Genomic DNA, 23,574 nt, shown 5'->3' with positions numbered 1-23,574 from the left:
ACCACGCCGACGGGGGCCGGAGGCGAGCGGATACGGTGATGCCATGAGCGACACGAAGACCGCGACTGCGCCCAAGCGCAAACCGCGGGGCGAGTACGCCAAGAGCGAGGCGAAGAGACAGGCGATCCTGGATGCCGCCCTCGAGGTCTTCGCCGAGTCGGGGTACCGCGCGGGGTCGCTCCGCGAGGTCGCCCAGCGGGTCGGGATGAGCGAGGCGGGGCTGCTGCACCACTTCCGCAGCAAGAGCGCGCTGCTCATGGCGGTGCTTGATCACCGCGACGACCTCTCCCGGGCGGTCGTGGACTTCGACCAGCCCGACGGCGCCGCGGCGCTGCGCGGACTCGTGGCTCTCGCCGAGCGGAACGCTGCATCTCCGGGCGTCGTGGAGCTCTACTGCACGCTTTCGGCCGAGGCGACGTCGTCCGACCACCCCGCCCACGACTACTTCAAGCGCCGCTACGTCTTCGTGCGCGAGAGCATCTCGGACGCGTTCCGGCGCATCCATGACTCCGGCCGGCTCCTGGCAGGAGTCGACCCCTACCGCGCCGCGGTCGCGACGACCGCGCTCATGGACGGTCTGCAGGTGCAGTGGCTGCTCGATCCCGAGTCGACCGACATGGCCCAGGCGCTCGCCGAGTTCTTCCGCGGAATGGTATCGGGGTACGACCTCGAGTCGATCGAGCAGGCCCTCGACGCGCGAGCGGAGGGCGCCGAGTGATCCGCCTCCCGTTCGCCGACGGCTGGACCGTCGGCCCGAAGCTCGGCGCGTTCGAAGCGCTCGCCGCAGGCTCCGAGCCCACGCCCGTGACGCTGCCCCATGACGCCATCCGCGACCTGCCGCGATCGGCCGACTCGGTGCAGGGCGTCCACGCCGGCTACCACCCCGGCGGCGTCTTCGAGTACGCGAAGACCTTCGACGTGCCGATCGAGTGGCGCGACAAGAGCGTGCAGCTCGAGTTCGAGGGCGTGTACCGGGATGCCGCGGTCTACCTCAACGGCGAGTTCGTGGCCCATCGGCCGAACGGGTACACCGGATTCACAGTCCACCTCGACGCCTACCTGCGCTTCGGCGACGCCAACCGCGTGACCGTCGAGGCCCGCTCGCACAAGGACAGCCGGTGGTATTCCGGCGCGGGAATCTACCGCCCCGTGCACCTCGTCATCGGCCACCCCGTGCACATCCCGCTCGACGGCGTGCAGGTCACCACGCCCGACATCGACGCCGAACGGGCGATCGTCGTCGTCTCGACGACCGTCCGCAACACGACCCGTCACAGCCGCGAGACCCGCGTCACGTGGACGGTCTCAGCGCCCGGCGGCGAGCTCGTCGCGACGGCATCCGCTCCCGTCACGGTCCTCCCCGGCGAACCCGCCACGGCGCGTGTGCGACTCGCGGTCGAGGGCCCTCAGCTCTGGAGCAGCGACAGCCCGGCGCTGTACTCGGTGCGCTCCGCGCTCACCGGCACCGAGGGCGCGGACCTCGACGACGACACGACGGTGTTCGGCATCCGCACCCTCCAGCTGGACCCCCGCCACGGTCTGCGGATCAACGGCGAGACGGTGAAGCTCCGCGGCGCGTGCGTGCACCACGACAACGGACCCCTCGGCGCCGCGACGATAGGCGCCGCGGAAGACCGCCGCATCCGCCTGCTCAAGGCCGCCGGCTTCAACGCGATCCGCAGCGCCCACAATCCCGTGAGCCGCGCGATGCTCGACGCGTGCGACCGCCACGGCGTGCTCGTGATGGACGAGCTGACCGACGTCTGGACCGAGTCGAAGACGGCTTTCGACTACTCGCTCGCCTTCCCCGACTGGTGGCAGAGGGATGCCGCAGCCCTCGTGGCGAAGGACGTCAACCACCCGAGCGTCATCATGTACTCGATCGGGAATGAGATCCTCGAGCTCGCGACGCCGATCGGCTCGACGTGGGGACGACGGCTCGCCGAGGAGCTGCGCCGGCTCGATCCGACGCGATTCATCACGAACGGCATCAACGGCATCATCGCCAACCTCGACCGCATGGCCGAGGCGCAGGCGGAGCTCGCCGCGAAGGATCCGAACACGATGATGGCCGAGATGGGCGAGCAGATGGCGCTCATGAACGCGTCCGAGCTCGTCTCGCGGTCGATCGAGGAGTCGGCGTCGGTGCTCGACATCGTCGGGTTCAACTACGGCGACTCCCGCTACGAGCCTGACGCCGAGGCGTTCCCGCATCGCGTCATCGTCGGCTCCGAGACCTTCCCCGAGCGCATCGACGCCCTGTGGGCGCTGGTCGAGCGCCTGCCGCACGTCATCGGCGACTACACCTGGACCGGCTGGGACTACCTCGGCGAGGCCGGCATCGGCCGCATCGACTACACCGACGTCGAGGGCTACGTCGCCACCGGCACCACCGGCCCGTACCCCTACCTGCTCGCCGAATCCGGCGACATCGACATCACGGGCCACCGCCGCACCGTGTCGTACTGGCGCGAGATCGTGTTCGGCCTGCGCGCGGCGCCCTACATCGCGGTCCACCGCCCGCAGCACCACGGCCGTCCGACCGCTCGCACCCCGTGGTCGTGGGACGACGCGGTGTCGTCATGGACGTGGGATGCCGCGCCCGGCGCCTCCGTGACCGTCGACGTCTACGTGGCGGCCGACGAGGTCGAGCTGCTCCTCGACGGCGTCTCGGTCGGCGTCGCGCCGGCCGGTCGCGACCACCGCTTCCGCGCGCGCTTCGAGACGGAGTACCACCCCGGCGAGCTCGTCGCCGTCGCCCGCACGGGCGGCGTGGAGACGGGGCGACACATCCTCCGCACGGCGGGGGAGCTGTCGCTCGTGGCCCGGGCCGAGTCGCCGACGATGGGCGTCGACGCCGACGCGCTCGGCTTCGTCGCCGTGACGCTCGAGGATGCCGCGGGCGTCGTGCCGTGCGACGCCGACGTGCTCGTGACGGTCACAGTCGAGGGTCCCGGCGTCCTCGCGGGCCTCGGCACGGGCCGCGCGCGGACGGAGGAGGGCTTCGCCGGTCCGTCGGTCACGACCTACGACGGCCGCGCGCTCGCGATCGTGCGTCCGACCGGCCCAGGCGAGATCACCCTCAGAGCGACCGTCGACGGCCTGCCCCCGGCATCCGTCACCCTCACGGCCCGCTGACGGTCGCCCGACGCCACCGTTCCGCACCCCCTCCCGCCTGAACGCACCTGTCGTCGGAACCCACCCTGGCCGACTGCGGCAGAGGGTGGGTTCGCGACGACCGGTGGGTTCTGCGAGACGAGCCTCGGCGTAGCGGTGCGCGGCGCACCGCCTCCGATCACCTGTCCGCCGCCTCTTGTGCCGAAAGGCGAACGACGCTAGTTTTTGAAAACCTAGTGCTTGCTAGGTATTGAGATGGACCAAAGGAGTTCGCATGTCTCATTTCCCGATCCGATGGCGCAGGTCGGCCGCCGCGGCTTCGCTCGCCGCTGCGGTATCTGTGCTCGCCGCGCTGCTGGTGCCCGCGTCGGCATCCGCTGTCACCGCGACACCTGCCGCGTCGTGCGTGCGCACGCTCGCCCAGGGTGATTCGCGCGTGAGCGTCGCCTACGGCGGAGTCGACTATTCGGTGCTCGTGCACGTGCCCGCGGCGCCCACGAGCAAGAAGCTTCCCCTCGTGGTCGATCTGCACGGGTCCAACAGCAACGGAGTCGTCCAGGCATCCATCTCCGACCTGCGCACCCTCGCCGACCGCAAGGGCTTCATCGTCGTGGAGCCGACGGGGGCCATCGCCTTCCCTCAGACGCTCCCCGACGGCAACTGGGCGTGGAACGTGCCCGGTGTGCCGCTGACGTCGGGAACGTATCCGCCTGCCGACTCGCGCGATGACGTCGCGTTCCTGCGCACCGTCGTCTCGCAGATCGACGCGACCGGCTGTGTCGACGACCGCCGCGTGTACGCCACCGGATACTCCGGCGGCGGGCGGATGGCGTCAGCCCTCGCGTGCGAGGCGTCCGACGTCTTCGCGGCGATCGCACCGGTTGCCGGCCTGCGAGCGGGGCGAGCGGCGGCAGAAGACCTGACCACGCCGGTTCCCGCGACGTGCACCCCGGCCCAGCCGGTCGCCGTCGTGACCTTCCACGGCACGGACGACTTCGTGAACCCGTACGCGGGCAACAGCGACCCGCGTTGGGGATACAGCGTCAACACCGCGGCCACGCGCTGGGCAGAGATCAACGAATGCCGCGTCGGACCGACGATCGCGCAGTACTCGGCCTCCATCCGCACCTTGACCTGGAGCAAGTGCAGCCGCCAGGCGGACGTTGTGCTCTACGAGGTGACGGGAGGCGGCCACACCTGGCCGGGAACCTCGGTCGACCTCTCACCGCTCGGAGCGACCACTCAGGAGATCAGCGCCTCCGAAGCCATGTGGGAGTTCTTCTCGGCGCACCAGCGCAGAGGCTGATTCGGGGAGGGATGGACCCGTCTCGAGGCTCCATCCCTCCTCGTCTCCCGCGTCGCGCTCTTCCTCGCTCGTCGCGCGGCGTCAACGGTGCGCCGCACGTGCCGTCGCCTGCCGCGGCAGGGGGATCGGCGTCGTGCCGGCGACCTCGTCGCTGAACTCGGCGGGGGCGGGTGCGATGACCGCGACGGGCACGGTCTCGTCGATCGTGAGGCGGAACCGGCGCGACTCGTTGCGGTGGACGCGGCCGGAGGCCAGCATCCACGTGGCTCCGATCGCGAACGCGACGAGCGCCGCAGCCGCACCCAGCAGGATGGCGACGCGCGGTCCGTACGTCGCCGCGACCCATCCGACGATGGGGGCGCCGATCGGCGTGCCGCCCATGAGGATCGCCATATACAGCGCGAGGACGCGTCCGCGCAGAGCCGGGTCGGTCGTGGTCTGCACATAGCCGTTCGCGGTCGTCAGGGTCGTCACGACCGAGAATCCCGTGACCATGAGCGTCACCGCGTACAGCCAGTACGTCGGCATGAAGGCCGAGACGGCGGCCGCGAGGGCGAACAGGGCGGTGCCGACGATGACCAGGCGGATGCGGGCACGGTCGCGGCGGGCGGCGAGCAGCGCGCCCGTGAGCGAGCCGATCGCGAGGATCGAGCTGAGCAGTCCGTAGCCGTCGGCCTCCTGCCCGAACTCGAGCGCCATCGTCGACGCGAAGATCGGGAAATTCATGCCGAACGCGCCGAGCAGGAACACCATCGCGAACGCGACCATGAGGTCGGGCCGCTTGCCGACGTAGCGGAAGCCGTCGGCGAGCCGACCCGCACTGCCCGACTGCGCGCGCGGCACGAGCTCGTGCGGGCGGATGATGAGGAGCGCGACGAGCATCGCGATGAAGGTCGCGGCGTTGATGAAGAACACCCAGCCCGTGCCGACGGCGACGATCACGAGGCCGCCGACGGCGGGGCCGATCATGCGCGCGCCGTTGAACGATGCGGCGTTGAGCGCGACGGCGTTGGACGCGTACTCCCGCGACACGACGTCGGAGACGAAAGCCTGCCGGGCGGGGTTGTCGAACGCGGCGACGAGCCCGAGCGCGAACGCGAAGACGTACATGAGCGGCAGCGTCATGACGCCCATGAGCAGCAGCGTGCCGATCGCGATGCCGAGGACGAGCAGGAGGCTCTGGGTGATCATGAGCAGGTGCCGGCGCTCGAAGCGGTCGGCGACCCAGCCCGTGACGCCCACGAGGAGGAGCGGCGGCGCGAACTGCAGTGCCATGGTGATGCCCATGGCGGCGGCGTCGTTGTCGGTCAGCTCCGTCAGCACGACCCAGCTGAGCGCCGTGGCCTGCATCCACTGGCCGATGTTGGAGATGAGGGCGCCGAAGAACCAGACGCGGTAGTTGAAGACAGAGAAGGAGCGGAACATCGCGCTCACAGCGCCGCCACCTCCCGCATGATCTCGGCCGCCTCCATCAGCACGGCGCGCTTGGCCGGGGGCAGATCGGCGAGCGCGGCCTCGAGCCACGCGTCGCGGCGTCGCACGGTCTCCTCGACGACGTCGAGCCCCGTGTCGGTGAGGGCGATGTTGACCTTGCGACGGTCGTCGTCGTCGGGTGTGCGCGTGAGGTAGCCCGAATCCTGCAGGCAGTTGACCGTGCGGTTCATCGAGGGAGCGGAGACCCGCTCGCGGTCGGCGAGCTCGCCGAGCGTGTGCGGGCCGTGCACTTTGAGGGTCGCGAGCACGGCGAACTGGCCGTCGCTCATGGAGTCGACCGCGCGCTGCGCGCGCAGGCGTCGTGCGAGTCGGAAGGTGGCGATGCGCAGATCGGATGCCTCTGCGGCGAGGTCTTCCTGAGGCTCGAGCTGCTCGGACGGGGCTTCGGTGGGAAGGGAGGTCGCAGAGCTCATGAGATTGTTTAGCGTAGCTCATTAGCCTTGCTAAGTAAAGCGCCGTGCGCGTGTGGAGGAGGCCGGGATGCGGCATCCCGCCGCCCTAGACTCAGGCGCATGCCCGAGTTCACCGATGCACACGGCATCGCGATCGTCTACGACGTCCACCCCGCCAAGACCACCCCGCGCGCCGTGGTGCAGCTGCTGCACGGAGTGGGGGAGCACGCCGGCCGCTACGGGGCGCTCATCGACGCGCTGACCTCCGACGGCTACACCGTCTACGCCGACGACCACCGCGGCCACGGCCGTACGGGCATGAAGCAGCACGGCGACGACAAGACGAAGCTCGGGCGTCTGGGACCCGGCGGCTACCGCGCCGCCGTCGCGGCCGTGTGGCAGTTCACCGAGCTCATCCGCGCGGAGAATCCGGGCCTGCCGCTCATCCTGCTCGGGCACTCCTGGGGATCGTTCCTGTCGCAGAAGCTCTTCAACGACCACCCCGAGGCCTACGACGCGGTCGTGCTGTCGGGGTCGGCGCTGCGGTGGCCCGGGTCGCTCAACGCCGGCGACCTCAATGCGCCGTGGAAGTCGAAGGACGGCCATGGCCTCGAGTGGCTCGCGTCCGACCATTCCGTCGGCGCCACGTTCCTCGACGACCCGCTCACGACGTCCGATCCGATGCAGAAGCTGTTCGGGCTGGTCGAGACGGCCCGCGTGTTCGGGCGCCCCCGCCGCAACCTCGGCCACGATGCGCCGGTGCTGCTCCTCGTCGGACGCGACGACACCGTCGGCGGACCCGTCAGCGTGCACAAGCTGGCCGACGCGTACCGCTCGCGCTCAGGTCTCACCGACGTCACGACGCTCGTCTACCCCGGCGCGCGCCACGAGATCTTCAACGAGATCAACCAGGCCGATGTGCGCGCAGACCTCCTCGCGTGGCTCGACGCGCGATTCCCCGCTCGCGACTGACACTTGACCGGCGCCGCCCTGTGCGGGCATCCTGGCGTCAGTCGGTCGCGTGGGAGCGCTCCCACGACTCCACGGGCCGACGGCAGGACCGGTCGCGACGGTGCGGCCGGAGTCGACGACGACCCCCTGGAGTGACATGTCCTCATCCCGAACGAGACGCGGCCTCGCGGCCGGCGTCTCCGTCGCCGCGCTCGCCGCGGCATCCCTCCTCGCCCTCTCGCCCGCCCAGGCGTACGACCCGGGCGGGCTCGCCGGATCGAGCCTGTACGTCGATCCCTTCAGCACCACCCTCGAGGCGGCGCAGTCGCTGAGCGGCCAGGCCCGCGACGACGCGCAGCTGCTCGGCAGCATCGCCTCGGCGACGTGGTTCACAAAGGGGACGCCGGCCGAAGTGCAGGCCGGGGCGCGCACATATGTCGACGGTGCCGCGGCGGCGGGGAAGATGCCCGTGCTCGTTGCGTACAACCTGCCCTTCCGCGACTGCGCGCAGTATTCGGCGGGCGGCGCGGCCGACACCGCCGCCTACGAGGCGTGGATCGACGGCCTCGCGGCCGGCATCGGCGATCGTCCCGCGACGGTGATCCTCGAACCCGACGGCCTCGGCATCATCCCGTGGAACACCGACATCAACGGCAACGCCGAGTGGTGCCGACCCGCCGAGCTCGACCCGGCGACGGCCTCCGCGGACCGCTATGAGCAGCTCAACTACGCCATCGACGCGCTCGGCGCGCTTCCTGCGACGAGCGTCTACCTCGACGGCACGCACAGCGGGTGGCTCGGAGTGGGCGATATCTCCGACCGGCTCATCAAGGCGGGCGTCGAGCGGGCGACGGGCTTCTTCCTCAACGTGTCGAACTACGTCGAGACCCCGAAGCTGCAGAAGTACGGCACCTGGATCTCGGACTGCATCAACCTCTCGCAGAACTCCTGGTGGGAGCCCGCCTGGTGCGCGAGCCAGTACTACCCCGCGAACCCGGGCGACTTCTCGACGTGGGGGCTGACGGATGCCGCGTACGCGAAGGCGTACGCCGACACCGGCGTTGTGCGCGACCCTGCCTCGCAGGCGCACTTCGTGCTCGACACGAGCCGCAACGGCCAGGGACCGTGGGCGGGGCCCTCGGCTCCGTATCCGGGCGCGCCCGCCGGCGCAGACCCCGAGGTCTGGTGCAACCCGCCGGATCGCGGACTCGGCGCGCGGCCGACGACCGAGACGGGCGACCCGTTCATCGACGCCTACCTGTGGGTGAAGGTGCCGGGCGAGTCCGACGGCCAGTGCTTCCGGGGCACCGGTGGTCCGCTCGACCCCGAGCGGGGCATCCAGGACCCGGCGGCGGGACAGTGGTTCGTCGAACAGGCGCGTGAGCTCATCGAGCTCGCCCAGCCTCCGATCGCACCGCTGGACTGCCATGTGGCGTGGGATGCCTCGGGCTCGGGCAAGGCGTCATCGGCGAAGCTGCGTCTCGACGGCGCCGCGGCCGGCGCGCCGTGGACCGTGTCGTTCGTGCTCGCGGGAGACCAGAAGGTGACGAAGGCCACGCACGGCTCGGTGACCCAGAGCGGTCACGCGGTCTCGGTGTCGGGCACGGGCGCCAAGCCCGGCAACGCGCCCGACGTCGTGCTGAGCGTCAAGGGCGCGGCCGAGCAGCCGTGGATCTTCTGGCTCGACGGCGCCGCCTGCTACTCCGACTGATCCCGGCGCGGGGGAGCGGGCACAGTCCCCGCCCGCTTCCCCGCGTCTTTCCCGGAATGGATGCTGCGGCTCAGCCGCGCGCGCGGCGGCCCGGGGTGCGCGGCCCGCGGATCTCCGAGACGGTGCTGCCCGTCGTGAAGCGCTGCTTCGGCGCCTGCTGGCCCGTGCGAACGGAGCCCGAACCGCCCTGCTTCGTGGACTGCTGCGTCGCGCCGGAGGCGCGACCCGCACCGGCCGGCGCGCCGGAGCGCTTTCCGCCCGACTGCTGCTGACCCGAGCGTCCGGCGCCGGCGGGAGCGGCATCCTGAGCCCCGGCGCCGCGTCCACGACCGCCGCGGCGACGGCGCGAGCCGCCCGAACCCGGCTCGCCGGAACCCGAGCCCGAGCCCGAGGGGCGCGAGCCGGAGGATTCGCCGCGGCCCGAGCCGGAGCCGGCGGGACGCGACCCGCCGCGCTGGGCGGCGACGACGGGCGCCGGGGCGACACGCGGAGCGGGCTCGCCGACGAGGGCCGACACGGTGTCGTCGGACGCGGCGACCGGCTCGAGGGCGGCCTGCACCTTGGCCTTGCGGAGGAGGTCCTTGACCTCGCCGCGCTGCGCGTCGAGGGCGACCGTCACGACGACGCCCTCGGCGCCGGCGCGCGCCGTGCGGCCCGAGCGGTGCAGGTAGGCCTTGTGCTCGACGGGCGGGTCGACGTGTACGACGAGTTCGACCTCGTCGACGTGCACGCCGCGCGCCGCGACGTCGGTCGCGACGAGCACGCGCACGCCGCCCTCGCCGAAGGCGGCGAGGTTGCGCTCGCGCGCGTTCTGGCCGAGGTTGCCGTGCAGGTCGACGGCGGGGATGCCCGAGGCGGTCAGCTGCTTCGCGAGCTTCTTGGCCTGGTGCTTCGTGCGGGTGAAGAGGATGCGGCGGCCACGGCCCGAGGCGAGGTGACGGACGAGCGCCGTCTTCTCGTCGGTGCCGGCGACGACGAAGACGCGGTGCGTCATGACGCCCTGCGGCACGCTCGCCTCGTCGACCTCGTGGCGCACCTCGTCGCGGAGGAACTTCGCCACCAGCACGTCGACGCCGCGGTCGAGCGTCGCGCTGAACAGCATCCGCTGGCCGCCCTGCGGCGTCGCCGAGAGGATGCGCGTGACACCCGGGAGGAAGCCGAGGTCGGCCATGTGGTCGGCCTCGTCGAGCACCGAGATCTCGATCGCCGAGAGGTCGACGAGCTTCTGCTTCATGAGGTCCTCGAGGCGGCCGGGGCACGCCACGACGATGTCGACGCCGGCGCGGAGCGCCTGCTCCTGCGGCTTCTGGCTCACGCCGCCGAAGATCGTCGTGACGTTGAGGCCGACCGCAGAGGCGAGGGGCGCGATCGTCGCCGCGATCTGGGTCGCGAGCTCACGGGTCGGCGCGAGCACGAGTCCGCGGGGGCGGTTCGAGATGCGCCGCGCCGACGAGGCACCGGACAGGCGCGCGACGAGAGGGAGCGAGAACGCGATCGTCTTGCCGGAGCCCGTGCGGCCGCGGCCGAGCACGTCGCGGCCCGCGAGGGCGTCGGGGAGGGTGTCGCGCTGGATGGCGAAGGGCTCGGTCTTGCCGGAGGCGGCGAGGACGGAGGCGAGTGCCTCGGGCACGCCGAGGTCGAGGAAGGAGGGCATGGATGTGCTTTCAGGAGAGCGCACGCGAGCGCAGGTCTGCGCTGCGGTGCGGAGGAGGGGCGACGGCGCGGGTTCGCGCATCGGTTCGCCGATCGAAAGGACGTCGGGGCAGAAAGCCCGGAATCATGACGTCGACGCAGCGGCTCAGGGGCCGCGACACCAGGCTATCAGGCTCGGGATGCCGCATCCTGAATGCCTCCCGGCACCGCCCGCCGCCGAGGACGGGGCGGCTCTAGGCTGAGGGGATGCACGGCGAATACAAGGTGCCCGGCGGAAAGCTCGTCGTCGTAGACCTCGAGGTGAGGAACGGGCGCATCGCCGACTTCCACCTCGCGGGCGACTTCTTCCTCGAGCCCGACGACGCGCTGCTCGACATCGACGCCGCCGTCAACGGCCTCCCGCAGGAGGCGGACGTCGCGACGATCGCCGCCGCCGTCCGCGCCGCTCTCCCCGAGGGCGCGCAGCTGCTGGGCTTCACGCCCGAGTCGGTCGGCACGGCCGTGCGGCGCGCGCTTGTGACGGCACCGGGCTGGAGCGACTTCGAGTGGGAGATCGTGCACGACGCGCCCGTCTCGCCCCGGATGAACCTCGCGCTCGACGAGGTGCTCACGGGCCGCGTCGGCGACGGACGCCGCCGGCCCACGCTGCGGCTGTGGGAGTGGGACGAGTCAGCCGTCGTCATCGGCTCGTTCCAGTCGTTCCGCAACGAGGTCGACCCCGAGGGTGCCGCGAAGCACGGCTTCGACGTCGTCCGCCGCATCTCGGGCGGCGGCGCGATGATGATGGGCGCGAACTCGATCGTGACCTACTCGCTCTACGTGCCGGCATCCCTCGTCGCGGGGATGACCTTCGCCGACTCGTACGCGTTCCTCGACGACTGGGTGCTGCAGGCGCTGCGCTCGCTCGGGATCGAGGCGACGTATCAGCCGCTCAACGACATCGCGAGCCCGCAGGGCAAGATCGGCGGGGCGGCGCAGAAGCGCCTCGCGAACGGCGGCGTGCTGCACCACGCGACCCTCAGCTACGACATGGACGGCGAGGTCATGACCGAGGTGCTGCGCATCGGCCGCGAGAAGCTGAGCGACAAGGGCACGGCATCGGCGGCGAAGCGCGTCGACCCGCTCCGGCGCCAGACGGGCCTGCCGCGCGAGGCGATCATCGAGCGCTTCATCGAGACGTTCGCGCATCTCTACGGCGCGGTCCCGGGGCATATCACCGAAGAGGAATACGCCGAGGCGGAGGCTCTCGTCGCCTCGAAATTCGCGACGGACGCGTGGCTGCACCGCGTGCCGTGAGCGAGGCACCCGCCCCCGGCCGCGTCTGGATCCACGAGGGCGACAACCTCGAGGTCGTCCGCGGCTTCGCCGACGCATCCTTCACCCTGATCTACCTCGACCCGCCCTTCAACACCGGCCGCGTGCGCGAGCGCACCGTCGAGACCGCCCGGTCCGCCCACGGGACTGGCGGAATGGATGCCGTGGTGCGGCGCGGATTCCACGGGCGGGAGTACGAGCGGCTCCGCGGCGACCTCCGGGCGTACGACGACAGGTTCGACGACTACTGGGGCTTCCTGGAGCCTCGTCTCGTCGAGGCGTGGCGGCTGCTCGCCGAGGACGGGACGCTGTACCTGCATCTCGACTACCGCGAGGCCCACTACGCCAAGGTGCTGATGGATGCCCTGTTCGGCCGCGAGCGATTCCTCAACGAGATCGTCTGGGCGTACGACTACGGCGCCAAGAGCCGGCGCCGCTGGCCGACGAAGCACGACACGATCCTCGTCTACGTCAAGGATCCGGCGCGGTACTGGTTCGACTCGGAGGCCGTGGATCGGGAGCCCTACATGGCGCCCGGCCTCGTGACTCCCGAGAAGGCGGAGCGCGGCAAGCTCCCGACCGACGTGTGGTGGCACACGATCGTGCCGACGACCGGACGCGAGAAGACCGGGTATCCCACGCAGAAGCCCGAGGGGATCCTGCGGCGCATCGTGCAGGCATCCACCCGCCCCGGCGACCGGGTGCTGGACTTCTTCGCCGGGAGCGGCACGACGGGCGCCGTCGCCTCGGCGCTCGGCCGCGACGCCGTGCTCGTGGACGCGAATCCCGACGCGATCGCCGTCATGCGGGCGCGCATCCCGCACGGCATCGAGGCTCACACGCAGGCGGACTGAGTCTCACGCGGCCCGCGCACCCTACCTCCGGTCCCGCGAGATATCCAGGTCTTTCATCTGCTGCACAGGCACCGCTAACCTCGCGATCAGCCGTCTCCCCAAGCGGCGGCTCCATCGTGTTCCCACGATGGGTTCGTGTTCGTTCCGCATGCTCATCCCACAAGGAGTGCAATGACACACGCCCGCAGCCGTATCCCTCGCACCTCTCGAACATGGCTGACGGGCATCGCCGTCGCCGCTGTGCTCGTGGCCGGCGTCGCCGCCCCCGCGAGCGCGCGAGACGTCGGAGACCTGGCCCCCGACCCGTCCGCCACCATCACGCCCGACGGCGGTTCGGTGTCCGGCGCCAAGTCGGCGTCCGGAAAGCTCGCCACCGACGACGCGGAGCTGCTGGCCCGCTCCGACGCGGCGGTCACCCCGATCATGGTCAAGGTCGACGTGGACGCGGTCGCCTCGTACGCGGGAGGCATCAAGGGCTACCCCGCGACGAGCCCCAGCGTGACCGGCATCCCGCTCGCGAAGAACGGCGCGGCCGTCGCGAAGTACACGGCCTACGTCAAGGACAAGATCGCCGCCTCGCAGGCCGAGGTCGCCGCCCTCATCCCCGGCGCCACCGCGATCGACACGTACGTCACGGTCTACGGCGGCTACTCGGTCGAGATCCCCGCCAACCGCGCGAAGGACGTGGCGAAGCTTGGCAGCGTCGCCGCCGTCCAGGGCAACGAGCTGCACCAGGCCGCGCAGGACACCGCGACCCCGACGCCCGCCGCGACCGACGCGGCGACGCCGACGCCGAGCGCGACCGACGCCGCCACGCCCGCGCCGAGCGCGACCTCGACCCCGAGCGCGACGCCCGATGCCACGCCGGATGCGGCGAAGCCGGATGCGAAGCCCGACGCCGCGACGCCCGACGCTTCCACGCCGTCGGCCGCCCCCAGCGTGACCCTTCCCCCGACCACCCCCGCCCCCGACGAGGACGCGACGACGTTCATCGGCGCCGACGCCGTGTGGCCATCGCTCGGCGGTCGCGACAAGGCGGGGGCCGGCGTCATCGTCGGCGTCATCGACACCGGCATCTGGCCGGAGCACCCGATGCTCGAGGACAAGGGCCTCTCCGCCCCGGCCGGCGGCCCCTGGGCCTGCGAGTTCGGCGACGGGAGCGTCGGCCCGGCGTTCTCCTGCAACGACAAGCTCATCGGCGCCTACGCCTTCCTCGACACGTACCAGCGCAGCTCGACGCCCGCCGGCGCGGAGGACTACTGCTCCGGCCTGGTCTGCTCGGCGCGCGACTCCGAGGGCCACGGCACGCACACCGCGACGACCGCCGTCGGCGACTACGTCGCGTCGGCTCCCGTCCTGGGTGTGGACCGCGGTCCCGCCAGCGGTGTGGCGCCCGGCGCTTCGGTGATCGCGTACCGCGCCCTCGGCCCCGGCGGCGGCTTCACGGGCGACCTCGTGGCGTCGATCCAGCAGGCTGTGCTCGACGGCGTCGACGTCATCAACTACTCCGTCTCGGGCAGTGCCGACCCGTACAGCGCCGACGAGCTCGCCTTCCTCGACGCGTTCGCGGCGGGCATCTCGGTCAACGCCTCCGCCGGCAACTCGGGACCGGGCGCCTCGACGCTCGACCACGCAGGACCGTGGGTGACGACGGTCGGAGCCTCGACGTTCGACCGCGCGTACACCTCGGCCCTCGTGCTCACGGCGGGCGACGGCAGCACGTACGTCAAGGAGGGCGCGACCCTCACGCAGGGCGTCACCGACAAGCCCGTCGTCACGGCCAAGTCGCTCGGTGACGAGCTGTGCCAGAAGCCGCTCCCCTCGAGCGTCGCGGGCAAGGTCGTCGTCTGCGTGCGCGGCACGAACGGTCGAGTCGAGAAGGGCTACAACGTCGCGCAGGGCGGCGCCGCGGGAATAATCCTGATCAACCCCGTCGCGTCGGACGTCGAGACGGACAACCACTTCCTGCCGGCCATCCACCTCGAGGGTCCGAACGACGACTTCCTCGCGTTCCTCGCGGCGCACCCCGACGCGACGGCGACGTGGGCGCAGGGCCAGGCGACCGTCGCGAAGGGCGACGTCATGGCGGGCTTCTCGTCGCGCGGTCCCGTGACCGACTTCCTGAAGCCCGACATCACGGCTCCCGGCGTGCAGATCCTCGCCGGGCACACCCCCACGCCGACCGAGGTCGCGAGCGGGCCTACGGGCCAGCTGTACCAGGCCATCGCGGGCACGTCGATGTCGTCGCCGCACGCGGCGGGCGTCTCGGCGCTCGTCAAGGCCGCGCACCCCACGTGGACGCCGGGTCAGATCAAGTCGGCTCTCATGACGTCGTCGCTTCAGAGCGTCGTGAACGTCGACGGCTCGGCCGCGGGCGTCTTCGATCGGGGTGCGGGCTCCATCCGCGCCGACCGTGCGGTCGCTCCCGTCCTGACGATCAGCGACACGGCGAAGGACTTCTACGCCAGTGCCGCCGACCCGGACGGCCGGATCGACCTCAACATCCCGAGCCTGCAGGTCAACCCGCTTCCCGGAGCGGTGTCGACCAAGCGCACGGTGACGAACGTGACCGGCGCGTCGCAGACGTTCACGGTGAAGACGAAGGCCGACAGCGGCCTTCGGATCACGGTGCTGCCGTCGACGTTCACCCTCGCCGCGGGCAAGTCGAAGGATCTCACGATCATCCTCGACGGCATCAGCGCTCCGGACGGATGGCTGCAGGGCCAGATCACGATCACGCCGAAGAAGGCGGGGCTCAACCCCGTCGTGCTGCCGGTCGCGGCAGACGTCGGCGAGGCGAAGATCTCGCTGACGCAGTCGTGCGACCCGACGACGATCGCGAAGGGCAAGACGACGACGTGCACGGTCGCGGCGGCGAACTTCCTGCCCGTTCCCGTCGACGCGAAGATCAACGTCGCGTCGAACCCGCTGCTGCAGACGACGAGCGTCACGGCGCCCGCCAAGAAGCAGCCGCTCGGCGCCTCGTGGAGCGGCACGCTGTCGCCGGCCCTGCCGGCCGCGGTGCAGAGCGTCGCGGTGACGCCGGGAAGCTCGCCGGGCGGCGGATACCTCCCGCTGAGCGCCTTCGGGATCGCGCCGATCACGCCCCTGAGCGACGAGGGATACGTGAACTACACGATCCCCTCGTTCACCTTCGGCTCCGAGGTCTACAACTCCATCGGCATCACGTCGAACGGCTACCTCGTGGTCGGCGGCGCCTCCTCGGCCGACGTGCAGTTCGACCCGACGACGGGCCTCGGCACGCCGCCGCCGAACAACGTCATCGCCCCGCTGTGGACCGACCTCGATCAGAGCAAGGGCGGGAACATCCGCATCGGCAGCCTCACCGACGGCGTGAACAAGTGGATCGTCGTCGACTGGGAGAACGTCTCGACGTGGGGTGCCACGGCGACCAACACCTTCGAGGTGTGGATCGGCACGAACGGCACCGATGACGTGACGATGGCCTACGGCAAGGACGCGAAGGTGGATGCCGGCGTGCCGTGGTTCGTCGGCGCCGAGAACCGTGACGGCACGAGCTCGGCCAAGCTGAGCTCGCTGCCCAAGGCGAACGACGAGGTGCTCGTCACCATGGCGCCGCCGACGGCGGGCGGCTCGGTCTCGTTCGACTACACGCTGAAGGGTCTTGCGAAGGGCACGTGGACGACGGCGGTCACGCTCCGCTCCGACTCCCTCCGCACGGTCCCGATCGAGGAGACGAAGATCACGGTCAAGTAGCAGACGGACGAAAGGAGAGTGGATGCCGCGCCCGCGGCATCCACTCTCCTTTTCGTTTGCGCGGACTCGGCGCCGACCCCTCGGCAGGCTCGGGAACCGGACCCGTCAGAGGAGGGCGCGCGCGCTCGCGTAGCCGTCGGGGAGCACGTCGGGCTTGGAGGGGTCGCCGCCGAAGACCCGGGTCGTGCCGCCGTGCCACTCCGGCCAGCCCGGGTCGCCGTCGCGGATGAAAGCGGCCGCCGCACCGTGGACGGCGTCCGCGAGGCGCCGCGGGGGAGCGTCCCCCGCGATCGACGCGACGTTCGGATCGTCGAGGCAGTCGAACCAGAACGGCACGTCGAGGCAGTGGAGGGCCCAGCCTCGGGTGGGTGAGGCCCAGGAGAACCGGTACGCCCAGGTCGCGGCATCCCCTCGCGCATCCGCGAAGCGGACGATTCCGGTGCGAAAGACGTGGTCGGTCACGAAGCGGCCGAGGACGGCCGCCGTCCCCTTGCGGCGCTGAGGGCCGTTCGCGGACAGATAGGCGCGTCTCGTGTCGCGCGACAGGCCGACCTTGCCGAGCGCGAGCCCGACCGGCACGAACCGGAGCTTGCCCTTCGCGTCGTCGGTGACCATCGTGAACTCGTCGTCGGTCGTCCCGAGGACGAGCGGCTTGTCGGCGCCGACGCCCGAGCGGATGGACTCGAGCGTCGACCGCTCGAGCAGGTCGCCGTCGATCGCCGGCCCCCACGAGAGGCCGTCGTCGAGGAAGGCCTGCATGCCGGCGAGCGGGTCCTTCGACTCGGGCCGCACCGCGGCATCCTGAAGCTCTTTCAGCCGCTCCTCGGGAACCGAGCTGAAGCCCGCGCGGGTCGGGGCGACGCCGGCGAGGTTCGCGAGCTTGGCCGACAGCGTGCGGGAGCGCTCGGCGGTGATGCTCACGACGGCCGGCGAGAGGGCCCACACGGCGTGGAAGAGGTGCTGCGCGGCGGGGAGCCCGAGGAGCGTCAGCACGGCGCCGCCCCCTGCGGACTGCCCGGCGATCGTGACGCGGGAAGGGTCGCCGCCGAACGCCTCGATGTTGGCCTGCACCCACTCGAGGGCCGCGATCCAGTCGCGCACACCGCGGTTGGAGGGCGCGCCGGCGATGTGCCCGAAGCCGTCGAAGCCGAGGCGGTACGACACCGACACCGTGACGATGCCGTCGCGGTTGAAGGCGCGGCCGTCGTACCAGGGGCTCGCGGGGGAGCCGGCGACATAGCCGCCGCCGTGGATGTAGACGAGCACCGGCAGCTTCGCATCGCGTTCGCCGGGTCGCGGTGTGAAGACGTTGACGTTGAGGGTCGCCTCGCCCGGCACGGACGGCTCGGGGATGAGCGTGATCCCGGTGTCTCCGCGCTGCGCGGTGGGGCCGTACTCGGACGCATCGCGCACGCCGTCCCACGGCTCCGGCGGGACCGGTGCGGCGAACCTCAGGTCGCCCACGGGGGCCTGAGCGAACGGGATGCCGAGGAAGGCGGCGGATGCGCCGGGCGAACCGGGCTCGCCGCGCCACAGGCCGCGCACCTCTCCCGGGCCGATGCGGACGACGGGGGCGGGACTCTCAGACATCGGACGACGCCTTCCGGGTGCGGGGATCGAGGGCGTCGAAGAGCGCCGACACCGTTGCGGCCATGTCGAGCGACGGGTCCTGCATCCACTGCAGCTGCATGCCGTCTGACACGGCCTGGAAGATCCGGGCGAGCGTCTCGGCATCGACGGCGTCGGTGAGCTCACCGCGACGCTGCAGCTCGCCGAGCGCCTCGACGAACGTCACTCGCAGGTTGTCGCCGCGCTCCAGGAAGTACTTGTGCGCGGGATGCTGGGGATCGGCGGCGTCGACCGCCATGCGGGAGAAGAGCTGGACGAGCCCGGGCACTTCGGCGTTGTGGCGGATGATGCCGACGAACCCGGTGCGGAGCGTCTCGGGATCCGCGGTGGTCGGCATCGGGGCGAACTGACGCGAGTCGACCTCGTCGCGCTTGCGGAGGATCTCGGTGAAGAGCTCCTCCTTGCTGTCGAAGTAGTGGAGCAGCCCCGCCTGACTCAATCCGACGGCATCCGCCAGCTCTTTCACCGATGCGCCGCGGTAGCCCTCGCGGGCGATCACGTCGAGCGCACGCTCGAGGATCTCCTCGCGCTTGGCCACGCCCTTGGCGTAGGAACCTCGCTGTGCCATGAGACGAGTAAACCGAATGATGCTTGATTTCTCAAAACCAAATAACGTAAGGTTTTCGCGATGGCATCCACGGTGGATGCCGAGAGGAACACGCGACAATGACGTCCGAGCACCACGTCACCAGGGAACACGCGACCGAGCCGACCGCTCCCATGACGAAGAACACCTTCGTCGCCACCGCCGCAGGCAACGACGATCCCCCTGCGCCCGTCAAGGGGCTCCGCCGCCTGATGTGGTGGATCATCCCGGCCAACCTGGGCATCTTCCTCGTGTGGGGCGCGGTGCCCGGCATCCTGCTCCCGCAGCAGATCGCACTCCAGTTCGGCGACGAGAACAAGGTCGCGACGTTCACGATCGTCGCGACGATCGGCGCATTCGCCGCGATGCTCGCGCAGCCCATCGCGGGTCAGGTCTCCGACCGCACGCGCTCGCGGTTCGGCCGGCGCGCGCCGTGGATCCTCCTCGGCGCCCTCGCGGGCGGCCTCGCCCTCGTGGGCCTCGCCTTCGCGAGTTCGATCGTGGGTCTCGTCATCGCGTGGACGCTCGTGCAGATCTTCTTCAACTTCTCGCAGGGACCCCTCTCCGCGGTCATGCCCGACCGGGTTCCGCTCAAGCGACGCGGCACGTTCGCCGCGCTCTCCGGTGTCGGCCTCATGGTGGGAGCGCTCGGCGGTTCGATCGTCGCGTCGTTCTTCTTCCACAGCATCACGCTCGGCTACATCGTGTTCGCGGTCATCGCGATCGTGCTGCTGAGCCTGTTCGTCGTCTTCAACCCCGACTACTCCAGCACCGAGATGCCCAAGGAGCCCTTCAGCTTCGGCGACTTCCTGCGGACCTTCTGGGTCAACCCGGTCAAGCATCCCGACTTCTTCTGGGCGTTCACCGGTCGCCTGCTCCTGTACACGGGCTACTTCGCGGTGACGGGATTCCAGCTCTACCTCCTCACGGACTACTTCCATGTCGAGGCGCCCGAGACCGTGATCCCGCTGCTGGGCATCCTGAGCCTCGTCGGCATCATCGTCTCGACTGTGGTGTCCGGCCCGCTCTCCGACAGGATCGGCCGCCGCAAGCCCTTCGTCTTCGCGTCGGCGATCGTCGTCGCCCTCGGGTTCCTCCTGCCGTGGATGTGGCAGGACCTCACGGCGTGGATGATCATGACCTTCGTCGCCGGCTTCGGCTTCGGCATGTTCCAGGCGGTCGACACGGCGCTCATGAGCGAGGTGCTTCCCTCGGCGAAGTCGTTCGCGAAGGACCTCGGCATCGTCAACATCGCCGCGACCCTGCCGCAGACGCTCGCGCCCGGCGTCGCGGGCGCCATCGTCCTCGCCTTCGGCTACAAGGCCCTCTTCCCCATCGCGATCGTGCTCGGCATCCTGGGCGCCTTCGCCGTGTGGCCGATCAAGGCCACCCGCTGACCCCTGTCACGAAAGGAATCGACATGACAGACACCTTTTTGACGACGGATGCCGCGGCGGCCGTCGAAGGCCTCACCGTCGAGGAGAAGGCGGCGCTCACGAGCGGCGCGAGCTTCTGGCGCACGAAGGAGGTCGGCGGCATCCCGTCGGTCATGCTGACCGACGGTCCGCACGGCCTGCGCAAGCAGCGCGAGGGCGGCGACCACCTCGGGATCGGCGACTCGGTGCCGGCGACCTGCTTCCCGCCCGCCGTGGCGCTCGGCTCGTCGTGGGACGTCGAGCTCGCGGAGCGCGTCGGCACGGCGCTCGGCGTCGAGTCGTCCATCGAGGACGTCGCGGTGCTCCTCGGCCCCGGCATCAACATCAAGCGATCGCCCCTGTGCGGCCGCAACTTCGAGTACCTGTCGGAGGACCCGATCGTGTCGGGCGTGCTCGGCACGAGGCTCGTGCGCGGCATCCAGTCGCAGGGCGTCGGCGCATCGCTCAAGCACTTCGCGGCGAACAACCAGGAGCAGGACCGCATGCGGTCCTCGTCCGACGTCGACCCGCGTCCGCTGCGCGAGATCTACCTGCGCGGTTTCCAGCGGGTCGTCGAGGACGCCCAGCCCTACACGGTCATGTGCTCGTACAACCGCATCAACGGCGTCTTCGCGTCGGAGGATCCCTGGCTGCTCACGTCGGTGCTCCGCGACGAGTGGGGCTTCGAGGGCCTCGTCGTCTCGGACTGGGGAGCCGTCAACGAACGCGTCGCGGCGCTGAAGGCCGGGCTCGACCTCGAGATGCCCGGCAACGGCGGGCAGACCGACGAGAAGCTCGTCGCGGCCGTCGCCGCGGGAGAGCTCGACGAGTCGGTGCTGGATGCCTCGGCCGCGCGCATCGCGCACCTCGCGACCCGCTGGGCGGCGACGCCGCGGGTCGCGGGGCCGCTCGACGTCGACGCGCACCACGCCCTCGCCCGCGAGGCCGCGTCGCGCTCGATCGTGCTGCTGAAGAACTCCCCGGTCGGCCAGAACGGTGCGGTCCCCGACCGTGTCGAGGGGTCGAACGCGGAACCCGCCCGCGTCCTGCCGCTCGCCGCCGACGCGAGCATCGCGGTCATCGGCGCCTTCGCCGAGAAGCCGCGCTACCAGGGGGCCGGGTCGTCGATGATCCACCCGACGCGCCTCGACGACGCGCTGACCGCGATCCGCGCAGCGGCTCCGGATGCCTCGTACTCGGCCGGCTTCTCGCTGTCGGCCGACGCCGACCCCGCCGACACCGCGCGCCTGCGCGAGGAGGCCGTGGCCGCGGCATCCCGTGCCGACGTCGCCGTCGTTTTCGCAGGTCTCCCGGCGCGTCTCGAGTCGGAGGGGTACGACCGCGACGACATCGACCTGCCGGCCGACCAGCTCGCCGTCATCGACGCCGTCGTCGCGGCGAACCCGCGCACGGTCGTCGTGCTCTCGAACGGCTCGGTCGTCGCGCTGCCCTTCGCCGAGCGCGTTCCGGCGATCGTCGAGGCGTGGCTGCTCGGGCAGGCGGGCGGTGGTGCGACCGCCGACGTGCTGTTCGGCGTGGTCAACCCGTCGGGCAAGCTCGCCGAGACGATCCCGCACCGCCTCGAGGACACCCCCGCGTTCCTCAACTTCCCGGGCGAGGAGGGTCACGTCCGCTACGGCGAGGGCCTCTTCGTCGGCTACCGCTGGTACGACGCGCGCCGCATGGACGTCGCGTTCCCCTTCGGGCACGGCCTCTCGTACACGACCTTCGCGTACGGGGATGTCTCGGCCGAGGTCGATGCGGACGGCGACATCGAGGTGTCGCTCACGGTCACGAACACGGGCGACCGCGCCGGCCGCGAGATCGTGCAGGTCTACACGTCGCTGCCGGGTTCGGCGGTGCAGCGGGCGCCGCGTGAGCTCAAAGCCTTCGCGTCGGTCGAGCTCGAGGCGGGCGAGTCGCGCGAGGTCGTGCTCACGGTGCGCCGCGCCGACCTCTCGTACTGGCACGTCCGCGCCGACCGGTGGGTCGTCGAGGGCGGCGCGTACACGGTCGAGGTCGGGGCGTCGAGCCGCGACATCCGCTCGTCCGCCGTCGTGTCGGTCTCGGGCGACGCGGTGAACCTGCCGCTCACGCGTGAGTCGTCGCTCGGCGAGGTGTTCGCGCACCCCGTCGCAGGCCCCATGGTGCAGGCGGCGATGGCCGGCATGAACCAGATGATGGAGGGTGCGGCGTCGATCATGCCCGAGGGTGTCTCGATGGAGAAGATGATGGAGTCCTTCCCCATCGGCCGCATCGGCATGATGGCGGGCGGCGACGTCTCGCCCGAGATGATCGACGGCCTCCTCGCCGCGGCGAACGCCCCGCAGCAGCCGTAGCTCCCCGCCTCGGTCCCCGAGCTTGTCGAGGGGTCGAACCCCAGCGCCTCGCAACGCAGGTTCGACCCCTCGGCACTGCCGGGACCGCTGAGCTCAGCTCTTCACGAAGGCGAGGAGCGCCTCGTTGACCTCCGCGGCGTGGGTCCACAGCATCCCGTGCGGTGCTCCTTCGATCTCGACGTAGGTCGCGTCGGGCAGCAGCTTCGTGAAGCGGCGGCCCGTGGCGTCGATCGGGAGGATGTTGTCGGCGGTGCCGTGCACGATGAGCGCGGGCACGTCGATCTTCGGGATGTCGGCCCGGAAGTCCGTCGGCCACGTCAGCGGTGCCGCGGCGATCGCCGCATTGCCCATCTGGTTCGCGACCTGCACGCTCGCGTCGAGCGCCTCCTGCGAGATGCGCGAGCCGAGGTTCTCGTCGAGGTTGTAGAAGTCCTTGTAGAACCCGGTGAGGAAGGCGTACCGGTCGTCGGCGACGGACTTCGCGATGCCGTCGAAGAAGTCCTGCGGGCCGGCTCCGTCGGGGTTGTCGTCGGTGATGAGGAGATACGGCTCGAGCGAGCCGAGGAAGGCGACCTTCGACACGCGGTCGCTGCCGTACGCCGACACGTACCGGGCGACCTCGCCGGTGCCCATCGAGAAGCCGACGAGGATCGCGTCCTGCAGGTCGAGCTCGACCATGAGGGCGTTGAGGTCCGACGCGAAGGTGTCGTAGTCGTAGCCCGTGCCGGCCTTCGTCGACTGACCGAAGCCACGGCGGTCGTAGGCGATGACGCGGTGACCCGCCTCGAGCAGTGCGGCGGCCTGCTTGCCCCACGATTCGCCGTTGAGCGGGAAGCCGTGGATGAGCACGACGGGGTTCCCCGTCGCCGTGCCCGAGGCGGGCGCCTGGTCCGTATAGAAGAGCTTGATGTCGACCGAGTTCTCGGTCCCGACGGTGATGTACGCCACGATCCCTCTTTCCGGCCGGGAAGCGGGCGCCCCGACTCCGTCCGACGATAGGCCTCGCCCTGAGCGACCCGCCAGGCCTTGCGCGGCTTCGTCCACAGGACTACCCGCCGAGTGGCCGCACGCCGCG

The 23,574-nt window shown here is 70.8% G+C and carries 16 protein-coding genes; 10 read left to right on the top strand and 6 right to left on the bottom strand.

Annotation, left to right across the window (positions count from 1 at the left end; genetic code table 11):
• Positions 1–43 precede the first annotated feature (43 nt).
• The 3 genes from AAIB33_RS14040 (at position 44) to AAIB33_RS14030 (ending at position 4,423) form a co-directional block, all read left to right on the top strand.
• Complete coding sequence (locus tag AAIB33_RS14040; RefSeq protein ID WP_345800581.1) at positions 44–718, top strand: TetR/AcrR family transcriptional regulator; 675 nt, start codon at positions 44–46, stop codon at positions 716–718.
• The gene (locus AAIB33_RS14035; RefSeq protein WP_345800580.1) at positions 715–3,138 is read left to right on the top strand and encodes a glycoside hydrolase family 2 TIM barrel-domain containing protein; all 2,424 of its coding nucleotides are present in this window, start codon (positions 715–717) and stop codon (positions 3,136–3,138) included. The genes AAIB33_RS14040 and AAIB33_RS14035 overlap by 4 nt, the downstream gene beginning before the upstream one ends.
• A gap of 253 nt (positions 3,139–3,391) precedes the next feature.
• Entirely contained in the window at positions 3,392–4,423 is a 1,032-nt protein-coding gene (locus AAIB33_RS14030) for a PHB depolymerase family esterase (protein WP_345800579.1), read from the top strand.
• Positions 4,424–4,504: 81 nt separating this feature from the next.
• Here AAIB33_RS14030 and AAIB33_RS14025 read toward each other — a convergent pair whose 3' ends face one another.
• Positions 4,505–5,848, bottom strand: a complete 1,344-nt coding sequence (locus AAIB33_RS14025) for an MFS transporter (protein WP_345803440.1) — start codon at positions 5,846–5,848, stop codon at positions 4,505–4,507.
• Positions 5,849–5,853: 5 nt separating this feature from the next.
• On the bottom strand, positions 5,854–6,330 hold the full coding sequence (locus AAIB33_RS14020) for a MarR family transcriptional regulator (protein ID WP_345800578.1): 477 nt from the start codon (positions 6,328–6,330) through the stop codon (positions 5,854–5,856).
• A 99-nt stretch (positions 6,331–6,429) separates the two neighbouring features.
• On the opposite strand from AAIB33_RS14020, the gene AAIB33_RS14015 reads away from it, so the two are divergent.
• The gene (locus tag AAIB33_RS14015) at positions 6,430–7,281 is read left to right on the top strand and encodes an alpha/beta hydrolase (protein WP_345800577.1); all 852 of its coding nucleotides are present in this window, start codon (positions 6,430–6,432) and stop codon (positions 7,279–7,281) included.
• Positions 7,282–7,417: 136 nt separating this feature from the next.
• Positions 7,418–8,971 (top strand): glycoside hydrolase family 6 protein, encoded by a 1,554-nt coding sequence (locus AAIB33_RS14010; RefSeq protein ID WP_345800576.1) that lies wholly within the window; start codon positions 7,418–7,420, stop codon positions 8,969–8,971.
• Between the two features lie 70 nt (positions 8,972–9,041).
• Here AAIB33_RS14010 and AAIB33_RS14005 read toward each other — a convergent pair whose 3' ends face one another.
• Entirely contained in the window at positions 9,042–10,625 is a 1,584-nt protein-coding gene (locus AAIB33_RS14005) for a DEAD/DEAH box helicase (RefSeq protein ID WP_345800575.1), read from the bottom strand.
• A 245-nt stretch (positions 10,626–10,870) separates the two neighbouring features.
• On the opposite strand from AAIB33_RS14005, the gene AAIB33_RS14000 reads away from it, so the two are divergent.
• From AAIB33_RS14000 to AAIB33_RS13990, 3 genes are all read left to right on the top strand, one after another.
• Positions 10,871–11,920 (top strand): biotin/lipoate A/B protein ligase family protein, encoded by a 1,050-nt coding sequence (locus tag AAIB33_RS14000; protein ID WP_345800574.1) that lies wholly within the window; start codon positions 10,871–10,873, stop codon positions 11,918–11,920.
• Positions 11,917–12,792 carry a site-specific DNA-methyltransferase gene (locus AAIB33_RS13995; RefSeq protein ID WP_345800573.1) on the top strand — a complete coding sequence of 292 codons (876 nt, stop codon included), beginning with the start codon at positions 11,917–11,919 and terminating at the stop codon, positions 12,790–12,792. Before AAIB33_RS14000 ends, AAIB33_RS13995 begins: the two co-directional genes overlap by 4 nt.
• A 171-nt stretch (positions 12,793–12,963) precedes the next feature.
• The gene (locus AAIB33_RS13990) at positions 12,964–16,530 is read left to right on the top strand and encodes a S8 family serine peptidase (RefSeq protein WP_345800572.1); all 3,567 of its coding nucleotides are present in this window, start codon (positions 12,964–12,966) and stop codon (positions 16,528–16,530) included.
• A 105-nt stretch (positions 16,531–16,635) separates the two neighbouring features.
• Here the strand turns inward: AAIB33_RS13990 and AAIB33_RS13985 are convergent, their stop codons facing one another.
• Positions 16,636–18,120 carry a carboxylesterase family protein gene (locus tag AAIB33_RS13985; RefSeq protein ID WP_345800571.1) on the bottom strand — a complete coding sequence of 495 codons (1,485 nt, stop codon included), beginning with the start codon at positions 18,118–18,120 and terminating at the stop codon, positions 16,636–16,638.
• Positions 18,113–18,727, bottom strand: a complete 615-nt coding sequence (locus AAIB33_RS13980) for a TetR/AcrR family transcriptional regulator (protein WP_345800570.1) — start codon at positions 18,725–18,727, stop codon at positions 18,113–18,115. The genes AAIB33_RS13985 and AAIB33_RS13980 overlap by 8 nt, the downstream gene beginning before the upstream one ends.
• A gap of 152 nt (positions 18,728–18,879) precedes the next feature.
• Between AAIB33_RS13980 and AAIB33_RS13975 the strand changes: the two genes are divergently transcribed.
• Together AAIB33_RS13975 and AAIB33_RS13970 are read left to right on the top strand one after the other, a co-directional pair.
• Positions 18,880–20,142 carry an MFS transporter gene (locus tag AAIB33_RS13975; protein WP_345800569.1) on the top strand — a complete coding sequence of 421 codons (1,263 nt, stop codon included), beginning with the start codon at positions 18,880–18,882 and terminating at the stop codon, positions 20,140–20,142.
• A 23-nt stretch (positions 20,143–20,165) separates the two neighbouring features.
• Entirely contained in the window at positions 20,166–22,499 is a 2,334-nt protein-coding gene (locus tag AAIB33_RS13970) for a glycoside hydrolase family 3 C-terminal domain-containing protein (RefSeq protein ID WP_345800568.1), read from the top strand.
• Between the two features lie 93 nt (positions 22,500–22,592).
• Here the strand turns inward: AAIB33_RS13970 and AAIB33_RS13965 are convergent, their stop codons facing one another.
• Positions 22,593–23,447, bottom strand: coding sequence for an alpha/beta hydrolase (locus AAIB33_RS13965; RefSeq protein WP_345800567.1), 855 nt, complete (start codon positions 23,445–23,447; stop codon positions 22,593–22,595).
• Positions 23,448–23,574: the final 127 nt, after the last annotated feature.

It is taken from the genome of Microbacterium sp. AZCO (assembly GCF_039614715.1).
In the GTDB taxonomy this organism is placed as follows: Bacteria; Actinomycetota; Actinomycetes; order Actinomycetales; family Microbacteriaceae; genus Microbacterium.
Note: the sequence above shows the minus strand (reverse complement) of the source record. Positions and strands in the feature narration are given on the sequence as shown.

Bases quoted from the DNA above. Each gene is read 5' to 3' on its own strand.
- AAIB33_RS14040 (WP_345800581.1), top strand. From the start codon at position 44: ATGAGCGACACGAAGACCGCGACTGCGCCCAAGCGCAAACCGCGGGGC.
- AAIB33_RS14030 (WP_345800579.1), top strand. From the start codon at position 3,392: ATGTCTCATTTCCCGATCCGATGGCGCAGGTCGGCCGCCGCGGCTTCG.
- AAIB33_RS14025 (WP_345803440.1), bottom strand. From the start codon at position 5,848: ATGTTCCGCTCCTTCTCTGTCTTCAACTACCGCGTCTGGTTCTTCGGC.
- AAIB33_RS14020 (WP_345800578.1), bottom strand. From the start codon at position 6,330: ATGAGCTCTGCGACCTCCCTTCCCACCGAAGCCCCGTCCGAGCAGCTC.
- AAIB33_RS14015 (WP_345800577.1), top strand. From the start codon at position 6,430: ATGCCCGAGTTCACCGATGCACACGGCATCGCGATCGTCTACGACGTC.
- AAIB33_RS14010 (WP_345800576.1), top strand. From the start codon at position 7,418: ATGTCCTCATCCCGAACGAGACGCGGCCTCGCGGCCGGCGTCTCCGTC.
- AAIB33_RS14005 (WP_345800575.1), bottom strand. From the start codon at position 10,625: ATGCCCTCCTTCCTCGACCTCGGCGTGCCCGAGGCACTCGCCTCCGTC.
- AAIB33_RS14000 (WP_345800574.1), top strand. From the start codon at position 10,871: ATGCACGGCGAATACAAGGTGCCCGGCGGAAAGCTCGTCGTCGTAGAC.
- AAIB33_RS13990 (WP_345800572.1), top strand. From the start codon at position 12,964: ATGACACACGCCCGCAGCCGTATCCCTCGCACCTCTCGAACATGGCTG.
- AAIB33_RS13985 (WP_345800571.1), bottom strand. From the start codon at position 18,120: ATGTCTGAGAGTCCCGCCCCCGTCGTCCGCATCGGCCCGGGAGAGGTG.
- AAIB33_RS13980 (WP_345800570.1), bottom strand. From the start codon at position 18,727: ATGGCACAGCGAGGTTCCTACGCCAAGGGCGTGGCCAAGCGCGAGGAG.
- AAIB33_RS13975 (WP_345800569.1), top strand. From the start codon at position 18,880: ATGACGAAGAACACCTTCGTCGCCACCGCCGCAGGCAACGACGATCCC.
- AAIB33_RS13970 (WP_345800568.1), top strand. From the start codon at position 20,166: ATGACAGACACCTTTTTGACGACGGATGCCGCGGCGGCCGTCGAAGGC.